This is a genomic window from Paenibacillus cremeus (genome assembly GCF_007786445.1).
Classification (GTDB): domain Bacteria; phylum Bacillota; class Bacilli; order Paenibacillales; family NBRC-103111; genus Paenibacillus_G; species Paenibacillus_G cremeus.
Map to the genome: position 1 here is coordinate 1 of NZ_VNJI01000079.1, position 20,182 is coordinate 20,182.

Sequence of the window (20,182 nt, forward strand, 5' to 3'; positions counted from 1 at the left end):
ATGGCTAAATGAACACTTAAAGATACATATATTTAATACCAAATAAAAATGCAGCTCCCACACATAAGGGACTGCATTTTTTTATCGCTTATATAGGTATCACCAACAAACACTTAGGCCAACGAAAAGGCGGCATGCCGCAGATGGCCGGCGAGTTTACGCTGAAGAAGCACGGCATCGATCCGCAAAAGGATTTGAATCTGATCCAAAACATCGATTTTGCCAATATTCCTTCTGCGTTTGCCTCCGGCACAGGCGAATATGTACAGCTGTTTGAGCCGCAAGCGGCCATTATCGAAAAGCAGGGCAAAGGCTATGTCATCGCCTCCTTCGGCGTAGAGAGCGGCAAGCTTCCTTACACCGTATTCATGACGAAGCAGAGCTTCATTACGAAGAACCCCGATACGGTTCAGAAATTCGCCAATGCGGTACAAAAAGCCCAGAACTGGGTGCAAAAGAGCAGTGTAGACGAAATTACGGATGCCATATCATCGTTCTTCCAAGATACAGATAAAGACATTATTCGCAGCGTGGTGAAGCGCTATAAGGATCAAGGCTCCTTCGCAACGGATGGAATCGTTGACGAACAGGAATGGAACAACCTGCAGGATGTCATGCAGGCAGCCGGCGAGCTTAAGCAGCGGGCGGATTACAAGAAGCTGGTCAACAACACCTTTGCGGAGAAAGCGAAGCAAAACGTGAAATAAACATAAAGCTGGGCGCTGTCGGCTGGAATGGTTGACAACGGACATCGGGATTTTCGGATGTGACCGTTGCAAACGGAGCCCTGCGTCTGGCTTTTTTGCATGGAAGAGGTGAAGAAAGATGAACGTGTTACAACTGGACCATGTTTCGCACGTTTACGTCAATCGAAAAGGCGCGGATGTGGCGCTGCACAACATTCAGCTGAGTGTGGAAAAAGGAGAGTTTGTATCCTTGATCGGCCCCAGCGGCTGCGGCAAAACGACACTGCTGTCGCTGATCAGCGGACTGCTGACGCCTTCGGCGGGGACGGTAACGGTGCTGGGTGAAACGATCGCGAAGCCGACGCCGAGCGTAGGCTATATGCTGCAGCAGGATTATTTGTTTCCATGGCGCACCATTTTGGAGAATGCCTCCATCGGACTGGAGCTGATGGGGCGTCGGAATGACGACAGCAAACAGCTCGTCTTGGAGCTGCTGGATGAGATGGGACTCGCAGCACATGCCGATCGCTACCCTAGCCAGCTGTCGGGCGGCATGCGTCAGCGGGTGGCGCTGGTGCGGACGCTCGCGACGGAGCCGGAGCTGCTGCTGCTTGACGAGCCGTTCTCGGCGCTTGATTACCAGACGAAGCTGCAGCTGGAGGATTTGGTCGTGGAGACGCTGCGTGCCCGCGGGAAAACCGCCGTGCTCGTCACGCACGACATTTCAGAGGCGATCGCCATGAGCGACCGCGTCATTATGATGCAGCCGAATCCCGGCCGCATCTTGACCGAGGTATCGGTCCCCGAGCCGATCCGGGAAACACTGCCGCTGAGAGCCAGAGAGCAGCAGGGCTTTCATGAGCTGTTCCATCAGCTCTGGGGCTATTTGGAAGCGGCGGGCGGAAAGGAGAAGCCATAAATGAAGAAGCAGAATTCAACTTCATCACCACAGGCAAGCCCTTCGCGGGAGCAGCTAGCAGCCGCATCGCTTAACGCCTACCGGAGTCGGGAGCGGAAAATGACGTTCTACGTCCGGTTGACGCAGCTCAGCCTATTGGTCATTTTTTTAGCCTTATGGGAGCTAGGCAGTCGGCTGAAATGGATTGACGGGCTGCTGTTCAGCTCGCCGACACGGATTTTTCAGCTGCTCTATACCAAAATGCTGGACGGAAGCTTATTGATTCATATTGAAGTGACGGTGTGGGAAACGGTCGTCGGCTTCCTGCTCGGAACCCTGCTAGGTACAGCGGTGGCCGCGCTGATTTGGTTCTCGGAGTTTTTGTCCCGCGTGCTGGATCCTTACATTGTTGTCTTGAACAGTTTGCCGAAGGTAGCGCTTGGACCGCTGTTTATTGTCGCCTTCGGTCCCGGTCAATTGTCCATTATCGCAACGACCCTTTCGATCACCGTAATCATAACCATTCTCGTAGTGTATACGAGTTTCAAAGAAGTAGATCCGAACCTGCTCAAGGTCATTCGCGTATTTGGGGGAACGCATCGAACGATGTTCATGAAGGCGATCCTCCCCGCGTCCTATCCGACGATCGTTTCTACATTAAAGGTCAACGTAGGGCTGGCTTGGGTCGGCGTAATTGTCGGTGAATTTCTCGTTTCCAAGCAGGGGCTGGGATACTTAATTATTTATGGCTTTCAGGTATTTAACTTCACACTCGTGCTCGGCAGCTTGTTTATTATTGCAATCGCTGCGACGATGATGTATCAAGCGGTGGCGTTTTTGGAGCAGAAGCTGGTCGGCAAGCAGGAGTAAAACGAAAATAGAATGAAGAAGACATGGGAGAGCTCGGGCCGAAAGGTTCGGGTGTTTTTTTGTCTAACGAGGGGGAATTTGTCGAAAGAGGGAGAAATGAGTAAGATGAGGGTACAGGAACATGAGAATGGGCATTGGAGAGGGTAGTACTATGGGGATTCGTATCCTAAAGACCGCACTCGCGGTTACGACGTCAATAAGCTTAGCTCAAGCCTTCGGGCTCGCTTCGCCGCTGTCCGCCGGGCTGCTGGCCATTCTGGGCATCGATGTGACGAAGAAAAGGGGGCTGCAAACGTCTTTTCAACGCATCGTCGCTTCACTGGTAGGCCTGCTGGTCGCGGTTGCGCTGTTTTGGGCACTGGGCTACCAGCTGTGGGTAATCGGCCTGTACATCCTGATCTTATATCCGGTGCTGAATCGGCTGCAATTAAAGGAAGGCATTGTTACCAGCTCCGTCGTGATGTTCCACGTGTACGCCGCGGGGAAGCCCGATGCACTGCTGCTCCTCAATGAGCTGGCGCTGCTCTTGACCGGTCTTGGTACGGCCACGCTGATTAATGTGCTGTATATGCCCAAAGAGGATAAGCAGCTGCTGAATTTCCGCCATCGGCTGGAGGAGCTGTACTCGCGTATTTTTAAGGAGATCGCCCAGCATTTGCGGTATACCGATCACGTTTGGAGCGGGCAGGAGCTGCTGGATGTCGAGGATCTGCTGGACCAGGCGGAGGCTTCGGCAAAGCGTCTGAGCGAGAACACGCTGAGAAGCCAAGAGGCGCTATGGGGCTTGTACTTCTTTATGCGCAGGCAGCAGCTTGAGCGGATCGAGCGCATGGTGCAGCTGGTCGCCCAGGTGTATCAAACCTTGCCGCATGGGGAGCGACTGGCGACGGTTTTTGACGAAATGAGCGTCGATGTGAAAATCGAGCATTACACGGGCCGCAGTGCAAGCCTGCTGACGGAGCTGGAGCAGGGCTTTAGGGCGATGGCGCTGCCAGCCAGCCGCGAGGAATTTGAAGTGCGTGCGGCACTGCTGCAGCTGATGGTAGAGCTGAAAACATACTTAACGATAGCCGAACGAGAAAAACGCCCCTTGGCGGAGCGCTCTTAATCGGGCTTGCGGGCTTGATTCTGGCAATCTTGTTTTGCAGCCTAAAATATAATAAAAAAGTTATCACACTAGACGAATGTCCTGCATACAAATGTAATGAATGATTGTATGGAGGAGGTTAAAAGGATGTCGTTAGATAAAGATTTGCAGTGCAGAGAGATCTATACGAAAGCTGTTTGCGGTAAAGGTCGCAAATTTTCGCAAGTAACCAACACGGTAACTCCGCCTCACTCTCCGACGAGTATTTTGGGTGCTTGGATTATCAACAACCAATATGAAGCGGTGAAGTCGGGAGATAACGTGGAAGTAGTGGGTACTTACGACATCAACATCTGGTATTCCTACGACCGAAATACCAAAACCGATGTCGCGAAAGAAACCATTTCTTATGTGGAGGTAGTGCCACTGCATTTCCTCGATAAGAAACATAAGCCGGCTACGGCCGAAGTCTCGGGTGTCGCCACTCAAGAACCGAACTGCGTGGAAGCCAGCATCTCCTCGCGCGGAGATAGCGTAGTCATCCGTGTAGAACGCGAGTTCAAGGTGGAAATGATCGCAGAAACGAAGGTATGCGTGGTGGTATGCCCTAACGGCTGCGATGATTACGACGACAAACATGTAGACTTCGATAGCGCCGACGACGGCGACTACGAAGATCTCGATCCGGATCTGCTTGACGAGGAATTGAACTGATTTCTTGCTTTCAGTATATGTCGGGCGGGTAGATTTAGATAGAGGGCGTCAGCCCTCTTTTTTGTTTTATGAAGTTGTCCTGTCAAAAATGGGCGAGAGGAGGAGTTTAGTATGCGCGCGTTCCTGCTTCATTCAGGCGAGCCGGCGATGGAGCCGCTGCTCTCGCTGTTACTGTTCCCTCATGGCACCTCGGTGCCCGAAAGCAGGGAGAAGAACTGTACGATCATCCATTGGGGTGCGTACCATCCCGATCGGGGGCATGCCGAGGTGCTGCAGCCGATCCGCAGTATTCTGCTCGCGCAGCACCGGGAGCGTGCGGCGGAAGTGCTGAGGCTGCATGGGCTGGAGTGCGAGCTGGAGAACGAAGTGGCTTCCGTTTCAGTGGGTGTGGGTGCAGCCCTAAGTGCAGAGGTATCGGTGCGAAGAAAGCAGAGTGGGGAACCCCCGGTACCCGAGCGAGGAGCGTATGTATCCGGCGCCGGGAGGGAAATGGATCGGCGGTGGGCCCAGGAATATGTGGTTCCCGTCTTCCACTTGCAGGCGCTGACGCTGTTTCACCGGGCGGCGAACGGGGTGTTTTACGGCAGGCGTTCCCCTAGCGGAGTACGAGTTCCGGGGGACCTTACGGAAGGGTTCGAGGAGGTCGGGACGGACGACCCGAACTACTACGCCGGCCGCGCGATTCGGGAAGCGATCAAGGCGATCTATGCGCTGGGGCTTGACTACGGCGTCGTCCGGATTGGAATTCGCGCCGGCGGCAGCGTGATTGTTCGCAGTGTCGAGCCGGTGCCTCAGCTGACAGAGCGGCTCGCGGAGCTGTTCGCGGAGGCGATGAACCGTCTCGATGACACGGTATCGTCGGAAAGGGATTCAGCCGGCGGGCCGGTCATGCTGGGCGCAGACCCGGAGTTTCTGCTCCTGACAAGCCAAGGCAAGGTGAAGTTTGCTTCCAATTATGCGGAAAAGGAAGGGCCGTTCGGCTGCGATGCGATCGTCCTCGAGAGCCGGCGCAAAATTTATCCGCTGGCCGAGCTTCGACCGAAGCCCAGCACCGATGTCCGCGAGCTCGTCGTCAACCTGCATCGAACGATGCAAATTGCAGCCAAGCAGATCGGGGACCCGGAGCTGCGCTGGGTGGCCGGAGGGATGCCGGTGCGGGGGTTTCCGCTTGGCGGTCACATCCATTTCAGCGGAGTGGAGCTGAACAGCCGGCTGCTGCGCGTGTTTGACAACTACCTCGCGCTGCCGCTGACGCTGCTCGAGGATGAGTCGACCGGCCTGCGCAAGCCGCGATACGGCTTTCTCGGCGATTTTCGCCGGCAGCGCCATGGCGGCTTCGAGTACCGCGTGCTGCCAAGCTGGATGGTGTCGCCGACGGTTGCCAAGGGCGTCCTCGCGCTTGCCAAGCTGGCGGCCGAGCATTATCGGCAGCTCAATCTCCGGCCGCTGGCGGATGTTGAGGTGGCCCGTGCGTATTACCAGGGCGACAAGCTGCGCATTCGGCCTCTGATGCTTCAGCTATGGCGCGACGTAGAGCGTCTGCCCGGCTTTGCCCAGCAGGAAGCCTACTTGCTGCCGCTGCGGCGACTGATGCTGCAGATGCAAACCTGGAAAGAGCTGGAGGATATTCGGCCCAAGTGGAAAATTCCCCCTTTCTCCTAATCTGATGGGGGATTCGACGGCACCTGCGGTTTGCTGACAATATAAACATTGGGTGTTCTCTATGAAATCGTGATATAATTGCACTACGCCTGCTGTAGCGGTAGGACCAGCGGTACAGCAGGCATCCGGTTGAGTACATAGCACGCGGGGGGAGGAAGTGCCCTCGGCTTTTTGCGCTCACGAAACTAGTAAACTTGTAACGGTTCCATTCGATAGAATGATAGGATCGGGCTGAGGAAATGAATGCAGTTGGAGGATTGAAAGCATGGCCAAATATACGCCGATGATCGAGCAGTACCTTGCCATCAAGGCGGAGGTGCAGGACGCGTTTTTGTTTTTCCGGTTAGGCGATTTTTACGAAATGTTTTTTGACGATGCGGTGCTGGCTGCTAGGGAATTGGAAATTACGCTCACCGGCAGAGAAGGCGGCATGGACGAGCGCATTCCCATGTGCGGCGTTCCTCATCATTCAGCCGAAAACTATGTCGCCCGTTTGGTAGAGAAGGGCTATAAAGTGGCGATTTGCGAGCAGGTGGAGGATCCGTCCGAAGCCAAGGGCGTCGTCCGGCGAGAAGTCGTTCGGATCGTCACCCCGGGAACGGTCATGGATGCCCGCTCGCTCAGCGAGACCAGCAATAACTACATTGCTGCGGTGGTGTTGTCCGGCGGTGGCTATGGCTTCGCCGCTTGCGATATTTCCACGGGCGAGCTGTACGTCACCCGGTTGGACGGCTCGTTCGAGCTCCTGCTGGACGAGCTCAACGTCTACAGCCCGTCGGAGCTGCTGGGCAGCCCGGCGCTGCTCGAGCAAATTCGCGGTGGGTCGGCCGCATGGCTGCGCTCAGCGGTGATGACCGAGCGGGAGAGCCGAACCATCGCGCCGGGCTCAGTTCTCGCCCCGGAAGGGCAGTTCTCAGACGCCCAGCTGGCCGCGCTGCCGGAGGGCGGACGCGAAACGCTATCCTTACTGATGGGCTATCTGATGGACACCCAGAAGCGATCTTTATCGCACATCAAGCATATCCGGGTCTACGAGCCGAGCCAGTACATGGTTATGGACCCGTTCACCCGCCGCAACCTGGAGCTGGTCGAAACGGTGCGGGACCGGTCGAAGAAAGGCACGCTGCTCTGGCTGCTGGATAAGACCGTCACTGCGATGGGCGGGCGGCTTTTGCGCCGTTGGATCGAGAAGCCGCTGATGAGCGCCTCGCACATCAGCGATAGGCTGGAAGCGGTGGAGCGGCTGTACCACCAGCTGATCGTCCGCGACGACCTGCGCACGTCGCTCAAGGAGGTCTACGACCTCGAGCGCCTCACGGCGCGCATCGCCTACGGCAGCGCCAACGCGCGCGACTTGGTCGCGCTGAAGGCCTCGCTGCAGCAGGTTCCCCTGCTGCAGCAGCTTTGCCAGACCAGCGGCTCCGCCACGCTGGCCAAGCTTGCGGCACGGATCGATCCGTGCCAGGATCTGATGATGGCGATCGCGGACGCCATCGTGGATGAACCCCCCGTCTCGATCCGGGACGGGGGCATGATCCGGGCGGGCCTCAGCGCCCGCCTGGACCAGCTGCGCGAGGCGAGCACGAACGGCAAGATGTGGCTCGCCGAGCTGGAGCGGCAGGAGCGCGAGCGCACCGGCATCAAGTCGCTCAAGATCGGCTTCAACAAAGTGTTCGGCTATTACATCGAAGTCACGAAGTCGAACTTGAATCAGCTGGAGGAAGGGCGCTATGAGCGCAAGCAGACGCTGGCGAATGCGGAGCGGTTCGTGACGCCGCAGCTGAAGGAGAAGGAGGCGCTCATCCTCGATGCGGAGGAGAGCATGGTCGGCTTGGAGCATGAGCTGTTCGTGGAGCTGCGAGACAGGCTGGCCGGGCATATCTCCCGATTGCAGCAGCTGGCGGAGCTGATCGCCACGGCGGATGTGTACCAATCTCTGGCGCATGTCAGTGCGTCGAATCGGTTCACGAAGCCGGAGGTCGGCGAATTTTTCGAGCTGCAGATTGAGGAAGGACGTCATCCGGTCGTGGAGGCGGTGCTCGAGGACGGCGTCTTCATCGCCAACGAGACGTCGCTCTCGAAGGAGACCGGCAGCATGCTGCTGATCACCGGACCGAACATGGCAGGGAAGAGCACGTACATGCGGCAGGTCGCCATCATTTGCCTGATGGCGCAGATCGGCTGCTTTGTCCCGGCTCGGCAGGCGAAGATGCCGATTATCGACCGGATTTTCACCCGGATCGGGGCGGCGGACGACTTGATCGGCGGGCAGAGCACGTTCATGGTCGAGATGATGGACATCCAGATCATGACGGAAAAAGCGACCGCCCAGAGCTTGGTCATCATTGACGAGCTGGGCCGCGGCACCTCGACCGGTGAAGGCATGGCGATCGCCCAAGCGGTCATCGAGTATTTGCATGACACGATAGGCTGCAAAACGCTGGTGTCCACGCATTTTCACGAGCTGGCGCACTTGGAGGAGAGCTTGCGGGATTTGCGCAACTACTGCATGGCGGTCAAGGAGAGCGGCCAGCAGGTCACCTTCCTGAGGCGGCTGATTCGCGGAGCGGCGAGCACCAGCTACGGCATCTACTGCGCGCAAATTGCGGGACTGCCTTCCGGAATCATCGAGCGCTCCTATGCGTTGCTTCACGGGTTTGAAGCGCGGACAGAGCTGCTGAAAAGCGGTCAAGAGGCCGCAGCGACGACAGCAACGGAGCAGGAGGATACGGCACCAGTACCTGCACCCCAGCCGGACCCAGCCCCTAGCGCTTCCTATCAGATCGAACAGCTAAGTCTATTCACCGTGGCCGAGCAAGCTGCGGAGAAGCCGTCGGCACCTAAGAAGGACGCAAAAGCTGAGAAGGTCATCGAGCAGCTGCGTTCGGCCGATCTGATGAATATGACGCCGATGGCTGCGATGAACTTTTTACACGAGTTAAAGCAGCATATTGCTTCTAAATCATAGAAACATAGAAACATAGAAACCATTAGAGAAGAGGCACTCATTTATGAAAAAATTACGTCCCCGCCGTTTTTGGAAACAAACAGCAACATTTGCACTCAGCCTGTCTCTAATTATTCCTGCGGCTGCACCCGTTTGGGCAGCGGACGCAGCAAGCACGGCCGATAAAGATGCGGCTCGCACGAAGGAAGTGATGGAGCTGCTGCTGGAAAACCATGTAAGCGCGCCTTCGGCTGACAAGCTGGCAGGCAAATCGATTAAAGAAATGCTGGATTCGCTGAATGATCCATACACGAACTACTTTACCCCGGAGGATTTAAACTCGTTTACGAATGCCGTGGAAAATACGTATGTGGGGATCGGCGTACGTGCCGAAGAGGACCCAAGCGGCATGCTCGTGAAGGAAGTATTTGATGGCTCTTCGGCCAAGGGCGCTGGAATTCAGGCCGGCGATGTGGTTGTGGCTGTGCAAGGCGAGAGCGTCGCAGGGCTGAAGCTGGCCGACATTATCGCCAAAGTGATGGGCCCGGAAGGAACTTCCGTAACGCTCGATGTGTCGCATGAAGGGACAGTTAAACCGGTAACCCTCAAGCGTCAAAAGGTGCAGATTCCAACCGTCATCAGCAAATATTTTAGCCCTGGCATCGGCTATCTGCAAATCACCAGCTTCTCCAGTGATGCGGACGAGCTGGCAACCAAGCAGCTGGCTGAGCTGAAGAAGAATGACATGAAAAGCCTGATCGTTGACCTCCGCGACAATGGCGGCGGCTACTTGGACACTGCGCTGCAGCTGGTGAAGCTGTTCGTTAAAGAGGGTGTGCTGATCCATACTCGCGATCGGGACAACGTCGATGATCCAGTGAAATTCACAGGCGGGACCACGCAGCCGTTCCAGGTTTATTTCCTCGTCAACGAGAACAGCGCCAGCGCCTCCGAGGTAACGACCGGGGCCCTGCAGGATTACGGCGTAATTACGAAGGTCATCGGAACGAAAACCTTCGGTAAAGGCAGCGTACAAACGGTTGTTCCATTGCAAGCGGGCGGCGCCTTGAAGGTGACGATTGAGGAGTACTTGACTCCGAAGCTTCGCAAAGTGAATCATGTCGGCATTGAGCCGGACATCAAGGTGGAAGGCGAAGTACCCCAAATGATTACGGCGCTCCGCACAGCCGGTATGCAGGATATGGACGTGACGCTCGAGAAGAAAAATGTGTCCATCGCGAACGTGCCTGTGCAGAATACGTTCGACATCGTGCGCCAAGAAGGCAAAAGCTATGTGCCTTCCCGCGTGCTCGCTGCTATGACCGATGAGACCGTCACCTGGAACGAGCCGACGCATTCGATTCAATTCACTACGAACAGCGGATCGGTAGCATATACGCCTTCGACCAGCGATTTTATTTTGAAAGACGGAACCAGCTATGTGGATATGACCAAGTTCACCCCAACCGCACCGCAGCTGAGCTGGTCGGATGACGGCAAGAAGCTGGTGCTGCATAGCCAGAAGCAATAAGCTGTAAGCTAAGGAGCCTGGACGATGGGGAAAATCAATATTTTAGATGAGCATATCGCCAACCAGATCGCTGCGGGCGAGGTGGTGGAGCGGCCTTCCTCCGTGGTCAAGGAGCTTGTGGAAAACGCCGTCGACGCCGGCAGCTCCAGGATCGACATTGCGATTGAAGAGGGCGGGCTGCAGCTGATTCGCGTGTCGGACAACGGCTCTGGCATGGATGCAGACGATGTCGAGAAGGCGTTTTTCCGGCATGCGACCAGTAAGATCGCCAGCACGCAGGATCTGTTCTCCATCCGCACACTAGGCTTCCGCGGAGAGGCGCTGCCCAGTATCGGGGCGGTGGCCAAAGTGGAGTGCTTAACGTCGCCGGATGCGAGTGGACTCGGCACGAAGCTGGTCATCGAGGGCGGAAACGTGAAGGCCAAGCTCGAGGCCGCTTCGCCTAGAGGTACGGACCTTGCAGTCCGCGAGCTGTTCTACAACACGCCGGCACGGCTGAAGTATATGAAGACGATCCAAACCGAGCTCGGGCACGTGACCGATTATATTTACCGGCTCGCGCTCTCACACCCGGGGATAGCATTTACACTCAAGCATAACGGGCAGACGCTCATCCAAACGCTTGGGAACGGCGACCTGCTTCAAGTGGTAGCGGGAATCTACGGGACTGCGGCGGCCAAAAGCATGCTGCCGATCCGCGGAGAAACGCTCGACTATAAGCTGGAAGGCTATATCGCAAAGCCGGAGCTGACGCGGGCGAACCGAAACGGCATCACTACGGTCATTAACGGTCGGTATGTGCGTAATTTTGCCGTCGTCCATGCCCTGCTGCAGGGCTTCCATACCCTGCTGCCGATTAATCGGTTCCCGCTGGCAGCGCTGCACATTCAGATGGATCCTACGCTGATCGACGTGAACGTACACCCCGCCAAGCTGGAGGTTCGCTTCAGCAAGGAGCCGGAGCTGATCCAGTTTATCGAGCACGAGGTACGTGCCTTACTGGGCGCTCAGCGGCTCATTCCTGCGGCGGGCTTGCCGCAGGAGAAGCGGCCGCGCGAAGCCGTCGTGCAAGAGCAGCTCGCGCTGTACCGGCCGCAGGCGGCGCCGTCGGAGCGCGCCAGCGCCGAGGCTGCGCCGCCGCCCGCACGCCCGGCCGACGCCGCCGCGAGCGGCGGCTACGCGGCCAGCGGCTCGGCGCGCCGTGACGCCTACGCCGGCAGCGGCAGCTCGGCGTCGGCCAGCCCGCGCCGCGAGCCTGCGCCGACCGCACCTTCGCCGCGCGACGCAGCAGCCGCCTCCGAGGCGCTGCTGCGCTCGCTGACGCCGCCGGCGGCCGAGGCGGCCCCCGCGCTGCCCGCTTTCCCGAAGCTGCACCCGATCGGGCAGATGCATGGCACCTACATCGTCGCGCAGAACGAAGAGGGCTTGTTCCTGATCGATCAGCACGCGGCGCATGAGCGGATCAATTATGAGCATTACTACGACCAGTTCGGCAAGCCAGCCGAAGCGAGTCAAGAACTGCTGGTCCCGATTACGCTAGAGTTCACGGCTATAGACGCGGCCAAGCTGGCCGACAAGCTGCCGCAGCTGGAGCAGGCGGGCGTCTATTTGGAGGCGTTCGGCGGAAGCTCCTACTTGGTCCGTGCGTACCCGCACTGGCTGCCCAAGGGCGAGGAGCAGGCCTTGGTCGAGGAGATGATCGAGTGGCTGCTAAGCGAGAAGAAGCAGGTGGATATCGCCAAGCTGCGGGAGAAAGCAGCGATTATGTGCTCCTGCAAAGCGTCGATTAAAGCGAACCAAAGCATCGGCACCTTGGAGATCGAAGTGCTGCTGGATCGGCTGGCAGCCTGCCGCAATCCGTACACCTGTCCACATGGACGGCCAATCGTCGTAAGCTTCTCCACCTACGAGCTGGAAAAAATGTTTAAACGCGTGATGTAACGCAACGCGACAAAGGGAAGGCGAGCTGATGATCAGATCAGCAAGCCTTCCCTTTGTCATTTTATTTCCATACCCGCCTCAAATTCAAAATCTCCTGCAAATACCCCCAAACGGATACCGGCGACATGACCATTTGATTGAGCAGCACGTAAGAGAAAAATCCGCGCCAATTGCGCCGCACTCGCAAATCCAATGTGCGGAACACATAGCGCCGTTGGAAAAGATACAACAACGCGTTGCTTACCAACGTCAATGGAATGACGAGCAGCGTTAGCGGCCCTACAATCCAGTAAATACCGAACAGCGCCAGCACTAGACCCGGGAGCCAAAAGAACGTGTAAACCAAATCCAAAAAAGGCATGACCAGATTGACCCCGGTCAAAAACATCGTAAAAATGCGCGGCTGCTGCCACGGCTTCACATTTTTTAGCCCCTCGATCATGCCCCGGGCCCACCGGTTGCGTTGACGAACAAAGTGCCGTAACTGATCAGGAACACTCGTGAACGAGACGGCCAGCGGCTCATAGTAGACGCGCCAGCCCCTCTGCAAGAACAGCCACGTGAGCACGATATCCTCGCCAATGACGTCCGGCCAGCCGCCGATCGCTTTTAACGAACGGGTTCGATACAAACTGAAAGCGCCTTGCGCGACTAGCGTCCCCTGATATAAGCCTTGCAGCCGCTTGATGGAGGCAATCCCGAGGAAGTAATCCCATTCCTGCAGGCGCGTCCAAAACGAGACCCGGCTGTTTCTCACAAGCACAGACCCTGCTACAGCGCAGACATTGGCTGGAGAATTCATCAGGCGTGCAACCAGAAAGCGGATGGCGGATGGATGGAGCAGCGTATCCGCGTCCAAGGTGATAGTGCTAGGGGTGTCGACATGCGCCAGCCCGGTATTGAGCGCAAAGTGCTTCCCTGGCCGGGGCTCGCTTAATACTTCCATATCCAGCCCCAGCTCCGCTCCAATCGAGGCGGCAATCTCGGACGTCCGATCTGTTGATCCATTATCGATTACGATGACGCGGATCGGTCCGCTGTAATTTTGATTAGTTATATAGTTTAGTGTTTCCTGAATATTCGCTTCTTCATTCCGTGCCGCAATGAGAATCGTTATTGGCTCGGTCGGGTCGTCCATTGCTAGTCGAGGCTGGCGATCCAGCACCAGGCTGGCGACCAAAAATGCATTCAAATACCCCGGAATATAGGCCAAGCCCACAATAATCAGCAGTGCTAGGGGCATGCCTGTAATTCGGCTCAAATCTTGAACCCAATGGATCGACAGAAAAATCGAAAAGATGAGCCAGCCCAAAGCGATGGCATGTCCGATCCAAAATTTCCAGACCACGCGAAGATATCGTTTGGGAAACAGCTTTCTTGCCGGTATCGGAGGAGGTGAAAACTCGGCTTTTAACGGCATCGCTGCGATCACCTCTCGTTTTAACTACAGCATGACATAATTCTATTAAAGCGGGTGTTCAGCTTGGCTTCAACCAGCAAATAAAGGGTTGGGAATCAGCTGGCAGCCCCTCCCACAATCATTGGAACTATTAGGCAAATGTCACATAGATTGTAGGGGGTGATACAGATGCTGAGCATGTTTACGGATCAAATCCAATTTTCCAATCAATACGCCGGTAAAACGCTGTCGAAAACCTACAATTTATATCCGCATCAAATCAAACAAATTTCCGCTTCGCTCTCCGGGATCGACTACGGCTTTACCGATGTGGAGGGGATGTTTTTCCGTTCACAGATTCAAGTGAAGCATGTGATCCTTTCGCCTACTTCGTTCCGAATTGACGTAACCTTCGGCTTTCGCTCGCGCAATTTCGACAAGCGGACCGACGCAACCATACAATATAATGTGATTGTCGAATACACCTAACGGAGCGCATTTGCGATGGATGGCAAACATTTGATAAAATATGATGGGACTGCATGACCATTCTTCAGACCATTTTTCATACCATGAAGCTATTCTTACAAATCCAATGAGGACACAGGTGATGCAGTTTGTTCGTAACGACCTCCTATGACCCGGGGAGCATTCAACTGGAGGAGGCCCGGCAGCTCGCTGAGCGGCTCGGAGGACGCCTCTTGCAGCGCCGGCGGATGACGCTTGCGCAGCTGCGTGAGCGCTTCGGGGATGAGGACATCCTGCTCGTATCCAAGGAGCGGATTGAGTATCATCATGCGCTGCGGCAGCCGCTTTTTTTCCATCCCAGCACGGCGGCGGTCCGCATCAAGCGGCTGCTAAACGGGGAGCCTGATACGCTATTATCGTTGGCCGATGTGCGTCCTGGCGATCGCATCGTCGACTGCACGGCGGGACTGGGCTCGGATGCCATTGTGTTTTCGTTTGCGGTGGGTGAGAGCGGCGGCGTAACGGCGTTAGAGACCGCGCGAATCCCATGCTTTTTGCTGCAGCAAGGGCTGCAGGCCTACGATTCGGACGTGCCTGGCTTGAATGCGGCGATGCGCCGGATTGAAGTGCGCAGCGAGGACCATCTGGATTACCTGCGGAGCTTGCCGGATCACAGCGTCGATGTCGTTTATTTCGACCCGATGTTCCGCAAGCCGATCACGGAATCCGCCTCGATTAAAGCGATCCGCGGTATTGCCGATGACCGGCCGTTAACCGCGGAAGCCATCGTGGAAGCGCGCCGCGCAGCCCGCAGGGCGGTAGTGCTCAAGGAGCATCGCGACAGCCAAGAATTCGAGCGATTGGGCTTTGAAGTAGTCCGTCGTTCATCGACAAAAATTGCTTACGGAGTGATACGATGCTGACAGAGACGGGAAGCGGCCGGACTCGGCTGCTGGTGCTGGTCGGACCGACCGCCGTCGGCAAGACGAACCTGAGCCTCGCGCTTGCTGAGGAGTGGAATGCGGAGATTATTTCCGGTGACTCGATGCAGGTGTACCGAGGGATGGACATCGGCACCGCTAAGGCGACGCCGGAGGAACGCAGCAGAGTGCCGCATCATATGATTGATATCCACGATCCCGAGTACCCCTTCTCCGTGGCTGAATTTCAGGAGCGCTGTACGGCGCATATTGAAGAGATCGCATCCCGGGGGAAGCTCCCGTTTATCGTGGGCGGAACGGGGTTGTATGTGGAATCCGTTTGCTATCAGTTTCAATTCAGCGAGAACGGCTCGGACGAAGCGTTTCGTGCGGCCCAGCAGCAGTATGCGGATACGCAGGGAGCGGAAGCGCTGCATGCGCGGCTTCGTGAAGTGGATCCGGAATCGGCGGATCGGCTGCATCCCAACGACGTGCGTAGGGTCATTCGTGCGCTAGAAATTTTTCATGTGACCGGCGAACGGATGTCCGATCAGCTCAAGGTACAAAAAAAACAAACCCCTTACGAATTATGTATAGTCGGGTTGACAATGGACCGCGCTTTACTATATAAACGTATTGAAGAGCGAATTGATCAAATGCTGGAAGAAGGCTTGGTGGAGGAAGTGGAGCGACTGCTCGCCGCCGGCTGTACCCGCGATATGATCTCGATGCAAGGGTTAGGGTATAAGGAGATCGTGGACTATCTGGAGGGCAAATATTCGCTCGAGGAAGCGGTCGAACTGCTGAAGAAGGATACCCGCCATTACGCCAAGCGCCAGCTCTCTTGGTTCCGTCATATGAAAGACATCGAGTGGATCGATGTAACTGAACTGCCAAATATTTCTACCCAACTTTCGGAAATTCGTGATATAATAGCACGAAAGCTTCATCTCGACCGTTAACTATTTTTGAGGGGGCCCATTGATGAACAAATCGATCAATATTCAGGACACATTTTTGAACCAGCTTCGCAAGGACAGTATACCGGTCACCGTTTATCTGACCAATGGGTTTCAAATCCGCGGAATCATTCGCGCATTCGATAACTTTACGATCATCATTGACAGCGAGGGCCGTCAGCAGATGGTGTACAAGCATGCCATCTCGACCTTCACGCCACAGCGTGCGGTTTCGCTGATGCAACCGCAGGAAAACGCAGAGTAATCGCGGCGTTCCCTTTTTGGGCTGCGGTTCTTAGCAGGTATTGAGAAACTTTTCATACCATCGCTTCGTCTAAATGAATACCATACCAAAAGGGCAACCCGTTTTACAGGGTTGTTCTTTGTTTAGAGAGGGAGTGGGGACAATGGCGGATTCAAATAAGACAACGCCGGGAAAGTCGTCACCGAAGGGGAAGAAACCGGCATCAGGAAAAGGCAAGAAGAAGAAAATCACTGCAGGCCGAGTGTTGGCATGGACGCTGGTTGCGGCGGCGATTGCGGCAATCTGTGCAATGGGCGTTTATATTTTCATCATTATTAACGGCAGCCGCATTCTAACGCAAAATATCGATAAGCTCAATTTGGATGAAGCTTCACTCATTTATGATGTGAATGGGAAGGAAGTAGCCACACTGGCAGCGGAAAACCGCGAAATCGTCGATGCGTCGGAAATTCCGGACCGGCTGCGCCAGGCCTTCATCGCGACAGAGGACAAACGCTTTAACGAGCATGGCGGCGTCGATTTCCTCGGCATCGGCCGGGCACTGGTGAAGGATGTCGTGGCCCGAAGCATGGTGGAAGGCGGCAGTACGATCACGCAGCAGTTGGCCAAAAACGTCTTCTTGTCTGCGGATAAGACGTTCTTCCGTAAAGCGACGGAGATGTCCATCGCTGTGGCGCTGGAGCAAAATTACAGCAAAGATAAGATTATCGAGATGTATTTGAACCGGATCTTTTTCGGGAATCGGGCTTATGGGATTAAAGCAGCGTCGAAAAAGTATTTTGGCGTCTCCGACCTGAAAAAGCTGGAGCTGTGGCAAATGGCTACCTTGGCAGCGATTCCGAAGGCGCCGAGCGTATACAATCCGATCTCGAATCCGGAGAAGTCGAAGGAACGACGGGCAGTGGTGCTTAAGCTGATGTCCGATCAGGGCTACATTACCGAAGCGGAACGCGCAGCGGCCGCCGACGTGGATTATCAGCCTTCCAAGGCGACCGGTAACGATCAGTATCAGACGTATATCGACTATGTGCTTCGCGAAGCACAGGAGAAGTACAATCTTGAAGAAGACGATGTGCTGCGCAGCGGGTACAAAATCTACACCTCGCTCGACCCGGATGCGCAAAAGAATATGGAGACGACGTATAAGAACGACAAGCTGTTCCAGAAGGATGGGCCGGAGCAGAAAATGCAGAGCAGCATGGTCATCCTGAACAACAAAGACGGCGGTATCGTGGCGATGATCGGCGGCCGAGACTATGTCATCCGCGGGTTGAACCGGGCCGTACAGCAGCCTAGGCAGCCGGGCTCCTCGTTTAAGCCGATTGTAGCTTATGCGCCGGCGATCGAGACGGGCAAGTACAACCCGTACAGCATGCTGCAGGATGAGCAGGTCACTTACGAGGGCGGCTATTCGCCTCGAAACTATGACGGAGTGTACCGAGGGCAAGTGAGCATGTTCGAAGCGGTGAAAAAGTCGATCAATGCGCCGGCCGTCGCTCTTTTGAAGGAGATCGGTGTCAGCAAAGGCACGCAGTTCGTGAACAACCTCGGCATTCAGCTGGATAAGAAGGACAACAACCTGGCGATAGCGCTGGGCGGTCTGACGAACGGGGTGACGACACTGCAGATGGCGCAGGCCTACAGTGCGTTTGCCAATAACGGGAGCTTGAATCAAGCCCATGCGATCGTCAAAATCGAAGATACAGACGGCGCCGTGAAAGCTACCTTCAAAGGCAGCAGCAAGCAGGTCATGAGTACGAAGACCGCCTGGTATATGACCCAGCTCCTTCAGGGCGTCATTGAGCCTGGGGGCACGGGGACGGCCGCCAAATTCGAGCGTCCGGTAGCGGGTAAGACAGGATCGACCCAGCTGGACATCAAGGGGCTGGAAAAGTACAACCGCGACCTCTGGTTCGTCGGCTATACGCCGGAATGGACCGCTGCGGTTTGGATGGGCTTTGATAAAACGGACAGCAAGCATTATGTTTCCATGAGCAGCGGCAGTGCGGCGGTCATTTTCAAAGAGGTCATGCAAAAATCGCTGGCGAAGCGTCCGATGACGGCCTTCGTGAAGCCTCAGGATGTGCCAGAGCTCGGCGCTCCACCGAAGAGCGTAGACGACTTGAAGGCGGAGTACATCAAGGACCGAAAAGCCGTGAAGCTGACTTGGACGAAGCTGGGCGATAACATCACGTATCAGCTGTTCCGCAAGGACAGCAAGTCGCAGGACTTCCCTACGGAGCCGCTGCTGACGACCGCGATGACGGAAGTAAACGATATTTCCGCAATTCAGCCGGATACGTATTCTTATGTCGTCGTGCCGGTCAATACCGACAGCAACATGACCGGTGCGCGTTCCAATGTCGTCTCCGTCACGGTACCGGCGGATACGAATGTGTCGCCGACACCGGGCACGGGGGCAGGTCAGCAGCCGGGCTCAGGGATGCTGCCAGGCCAGCAGCCCGGCCAAGGCGGCACGGGCGGCGTAGGCACGCAGCCGGGGCAAGGCCAGCCGGGCACCGGCACGCAGCAGCCGGGAGGCGGCGGTAAGCCGGGCGCAGGCACCGGCGGCACGAGCCAGCCCGGCCAAGGCGGCACGGGCGGCGTGAGCCCCGGCACCGGTACGCCGGGTGCACCAGGCGCCGGCAATGGCGCCGGTGCCGGCGGCGCTGCGGGCACCGGTGCCGGTACGAGCGCGCCGGGGCAAGGCGCAGGGGCTGGCGGCGCATCAACGCCCGTCACCAAGCCGGTGACGTCCGGCGGTGCAGCTACGCCAGGCGCCGGTGGCGCGGCCAGCACGCCGACACCAACGCCGAATGCGGGGGCGACTCTACCGGCGACCGGGAACCGATGATTTTCATTTTATTGGAAAGCCGTAGTATAATAGGCTCACAGGGGACGGTCCCCGAATCCTAGAACTAGACGGAGTTGAAGAGGAACTAATGAACGCATCAGTTTTGACGAAATCAGCAGGATGGCTGGCTGCAGCGGCGCTGTTCGCTTCTTTGCTGACAGGCTGTGGAACGAAGCAAACGCCAGCCCCATCAGGACAGCAGGCGGCACCACAGAACACTAGCCAGCCGGCAGGCCAAACCACAGGCCAAACCAATGCAGGAACAGGGCAAGCAACGAAAAAAACATGGTCTTCGCCACCGCAAATGACCATCGATCCGAACAAGTCGTACAAAGCGACGGTAACGACCTCCAAAGGGACGTTCACGATTGAGCTGTATGCTAAGGATGCACCAAAAACGGTCAACAATTTTGTGTTCCTGTCCAAGGAAGGCTTTTACAATAACGTGACGTTCCACCGGATCATTCAGTCGTTTATGATTCAAACCGGCGATCCGCAAGGCAACGGCACAGGTGGACCGGGCTATAAGTTCGAGGACGAGAAAACGTCTTACAAATACGAGCCGGGCATCGTAGCGATGGCAAACTCGGGCCCGAATACGAACGGCAGCCAGTTTTTCATCTGCACCGGCGAGGATAGCAAAAACTTGAACAAAATGCCGAACTACACGATTTTCGGTAAAGTAACGGAAGGTATGGATGTGGTTTCTAAGATCGCTGCTACACCGGTGAAACAAGGCAATGAGCCAACGCCAAGCCTCCCGACCGAGAAAGTGACAATCAATTCGGTAGCCATTTCCGAGAAATAAGCAAGCTGGCTCCAGTGGGGCGAAACAGCGTGGGAAACCGCGCTGTTTTTTTGGTGCGCCTCGCAGTCGCACAGTCTAGGTGGTTCAAATCCACTCGGTAACTTTACCCTTTAAAGTGCCGTAGCCGAAGTAGAGGTCCAATCTTCATATGGAGAGGGACTGGCAGGGTGTCT

15 protein-coding genes and 1 pseudogene are annotated in these 20,182 nt (G+C 56.1%); 15 read left to right on the plus strand and 1 reads right to left on the minus strand.

Annotated elements, in window-relative coordinates:
- Nucleotides 1-113: 113 nt before the first annotated feature.
- The 9 genes and pseudogenes from FPZ49_RS33405 to mutL all read left to right on the plus strand — a co-directional run.
- Nucleotides 114-707: pseudogene (locus tag FPZ49_RS33405) on the plus strand (ABC transporter substrate-binding protein); the annotation flags it as partial.
- A gap of 118 nt (nucleotides 708-825) precedes the next feature.
- On the plus strand, nucleotides 826-1,605 hold the full coding sequence (locus FPZ49_RS33410; RefSeq protein ID WP_144854808.1) for an ABC transporter ATP-binding protein: 780 nt from the start codon (nucleotides 826-828) through the stop codon (nucleotides 1,603-1,605).
- The gene (locus FPZ49_RS33415; RefSeq protein WP_144854810.1) at nucleotides 1,606-2,454 is read left to right on the plus strand and encodes an ABC transporter permease; all 849 of its coding nucleotides are present in this window, start codon (nucleotides 1,606-1,608) and stop codon (nucleotides 2,452-2,454) included.
- A gap of 151 nt (nucleotides 2,455-2,605) precedes the next feature.
- A complete protein-coding gene (locus tag FPZ49_RS33420; RefSeq protein WP_144854812.1) occupies nucleotides 2,606-3,562 on the plus strand; it encodes an aromatic acid exporter family protein in 957 nt (318 codons plus the stop codon).
- 126 nt (nucleotides 3,563-3,688) lie between these two features.
- Nucleotides 3,689-4,255 carry an outer spore coat protein CotE gene (locus FPZ49_RS33425; RefSeq protein WP_144854814.1) on the plus strand — a complete coding sequence of 189 codons (567 nt, stop codon included), beginning with the start codon at nucleotides 3,689-3,691 and terminating at the stop codon, nucleotides 4,253-4,255.
- A 111-nt stretch (nucleotides 4,256-4,366) separates the two neighbouring features.
- Nucleotides 4,367-5,917 (plus strand): putative amidoligase domain-containing protein, encoded by a 1,551-nt coding sequence (locus FPZ49_RS33430; RefSeq protein WP_144854816.1) that lies wholly within the window; start codon nucleotides 4,367-4,369, stop codon nucleotides 5,915-5,917.
- Between the two features lie 265 nt (nucleotides 5,918-6,182).
- Nucleotides 6,183-8,885: a DNA mismatch repair protein MutS gene (gene mutS, locus FPZ49_RS33435; RefSeq protein ID WP_144854817.1), complete on the plus strand. Its 2,703-nt coding sequence runs from the start codon at nucleotides 6,183-6,185 to the stop codon at nucleotides 8,883-8,885.
- A 43-nt stretch (nucleotides 8,886-8,928) separates the two neighbouring features.
- Complete coding sequence (locus FPZ49_RS33440) at nucleotides 8,929-10,395, plus strand: S41 family peptidase (RefSeq protein ID WP_144854819.1); 1,467 nt, start codon at nucleotides 8,929-8,931, stop codon at nucleotides 10,393-10,395.
- Between the two features lie 24 nt (nucleotides 10,396-10,419).
- Nucleotides 10,420-12,336 carry a DNA mismatch repair endonuclease MutL gene (mutL, locus tag FPZ49_RS33445; RefSeq protein WP_144854821.1) on the plus strand — a complete coding sequence of 639 codons (1,917 nt, stop codon included), beginning with the start codon at nucleotides 10,420-10,422 and terminating at the stop codon, nucleotides 12,334-12,336.
- A gap of 61 nt (nucleotides 12,337-12,397) precedes the next feature.
- On the opposite strand, the gene FPZ49_RS33450 is transcribed toward mutL, so the two are convergent.
- On the minus strand, nucleotides 12,398-13,756 hold the full coding sequence (locus FPZ49_RS33450; RefSeq protein ID WP_144854823.1) for a glycosyltransferase family 2 protein: 1,359 nt from the start codon (nucleotides 13,754-13,756) through the stop codon (nucleotides 12,398-12,400).
- Between the two features lie 168 nt (nucleotides 13,757-13,924).
- Between FPZ49_RS33450 and FPZ49_RS33455 the strand changes: the two genes are divergently transcribed.
- From FPZ49_RS33455 to FPZ49_RS33480, 6 genes are all read left to right on the plus strand, one after another.
- Nucleotides 13,925-14,224: a hypothetical protein gene (locus FPZ49_RS33455; protein WP_144854825.1), complete on the plus strand. Its 300-nt coding sequence runs from the start codon at nucleotides 13,925-13,927 to the stop codon at nucleotides 14,222-14,224.
- A gap of 128 nt (nucleotides 14,225-14,352) precedes the next feature.
- Nucleotides 14,353-15,126, plus strand: a complete 774-nt coding sequence (locus FPZ49_RS33460) for a class I SAM-dependent methyltransferase (RefSeq protein ID WP_144854827.1) — start codon at nucleotides 14,353-14,355, stop codon at nucleotides 15,124-15,126.
- Nucleotides 15,120-16,085 carry a tRNA (adenosine(37)-N6)-dimethylallyltransferase MiaA gene (gene miaA / locus FPZ49_RS33465; RefSeq protein WP_144854829.1) on the plus strand — a complete coding sequence of 322 codons (966 nt, stop codon included), beginning with the start codon at nucleotides 15,120-15,122 and terminating at the stop codon, nucleotides 16,083-16,085. Before FPZ49_RS33460 ends, miaA begins: the two co-directional genes overlap by 7 nt.
- 22 nt (nucleotides 16,086-16,107) lie before the next feature.
- The gene (gene hfq / locus FPZ49_RS33470; protein ID WP_144854831.1) at nucleotides 16,108-16,347 is read left to right on the plus strand and encodes an RNA chaperone Hfq; all 240 of its coding nucleotides are present in this window, start codon (nucleotides 16,108-16,110) and stop codon (nucleotides 16,345-16,347) included.
- A 142-nt stretch (nucleotides 16,348-16,489) separates the two neighbouring features.
- Nucleotides 16,490-19,201 carry a transglycosylase domain-containing protein gene (locus tag FPZ49_RS33475; RefSeq protein WP_144854833.1) on the plus strand — a complete coding sequence of 904 codons (2,712 nt, stop codon included), beginning with the start codon at nucleotides 16,490-16,492 and terminating at the stop codon, nucleotides 19,199-19,201.
- An 88-nt stretch (nucleotides 19,202-19,289) separates the two neighbouring features.
- On the plus strand, nucleotides 19,290-20,009 hold the full coding sequence (locus FPZ49_RS33480) for a peptidylprolyl isomerase (protein WP_144854835.1): 720 nt from the start codon (nucleotides 19,290-19,292) through the stop codon (nucleotides 20,007-20,009).
- The last annotated feature ends 173 nt before the right edge of the window (nucleotides 20,010-20,182 follow it).

Excerpts from the sequence above, each read along its gene's own strand:
- FPZ49_RS33410 (WP_144854808.1), top strand. The coding sequence starts at position 826 with ATGAACGTGTTACAACTGGACCATGTTTCGCACGTTTACGTCAATCGA.
- FPZ49_RS33415 (WP_144854810.1), top strand. The coding sequence starts at position 1,606 with ATGAAGAAGCAGAATTCAACTTCATCACCACAGGCAAGCCCTTCGCGG.
- FPZ49_RS33420 (WP_144854812.1), top strand. The coding sequence starts at position 2,606 with ATGGGGATTCGTATCCTAAAGACCGCACTCGCGGTTACGACGTCAATA.
- FPZ49_RS33425 (WP_144854814.1), top strand. The coding sequence starts at position 3,689 with ATGTCGTTAGATAAAGATTTGCAGTGCAGAGAGATCTATACGAAAGCT.
- FPZ49_RS33430 (WP_144854816.1), top strand. The coding sequence starts at position 4,367 with ATGCGCGCGTTCCTGCTTCATTCAGGCGAGCCGGCGATGGAGCCGCTG.
- mutS (WP_144854817.1), top strand. The coding sequence starts at position 6,183 with ATGGCCAAATATACGCCGATGATCGAGCAGTACCTTGCCATCAAGGCG.
- FPZ49_RS33440 (WP_144854819.1), top strand. The coding sequence starts at position 8,929 with ATGAAAAAATTACGTCCCCGCCGTTTTTGGAAACAAACAGCAACATTT.
- mutL (WP_144854821.1), top strand. The coding sequence starts at position 10,420 with ATGGGGAAAATCAATATTTTAGATGAGCATATCGCCAACCAGATCGCT.
- FPZ49_RS33450 (WP_144854823.1), bottom strand. The coding sequence starts at position 13,756 with ATGCCGTTAAAAGCCGAGTTTTCACCTCCTCCGATACCGGCAAGAAAG.
- FPZ49_RS33455 (WP_144854825.1), top strand. The coding sequence starts at position 13,925 with ATGCTGAGCATGTTTACGGATCAAATCCAATTTTCCAATCAATACGCC.
- miaA (WP_144854829.1), top strand. The coding sequence starts at position 15,120 with ATGCTGACAGAGACGGGAAGCGGCCGGACTCGGCTGCTGGTGCTGGTC.
- hfq (WP_144854831.1), top strand. The coding sequence starts at position 16,108 with ATGAACAAATCGATCAATATTCAGGACACATTTTTGAACCAGCTTCGC.
- FPZ49_RS33475 (WP_144854833.1), top strand. The coding sequence starts at position 16,490 with ATGGCGGATTCAAATAAGACAACGCCGGGAAAGTCGTCACCGAAGGGG.
- FPZ49_RS33480 (WP_144854835.1), top strand. The coding sequence starts at position 19,290 with ATGAACGCATCAGTTTTGACGAAATCAGCAGGATGGCTGGCTGCAGCG.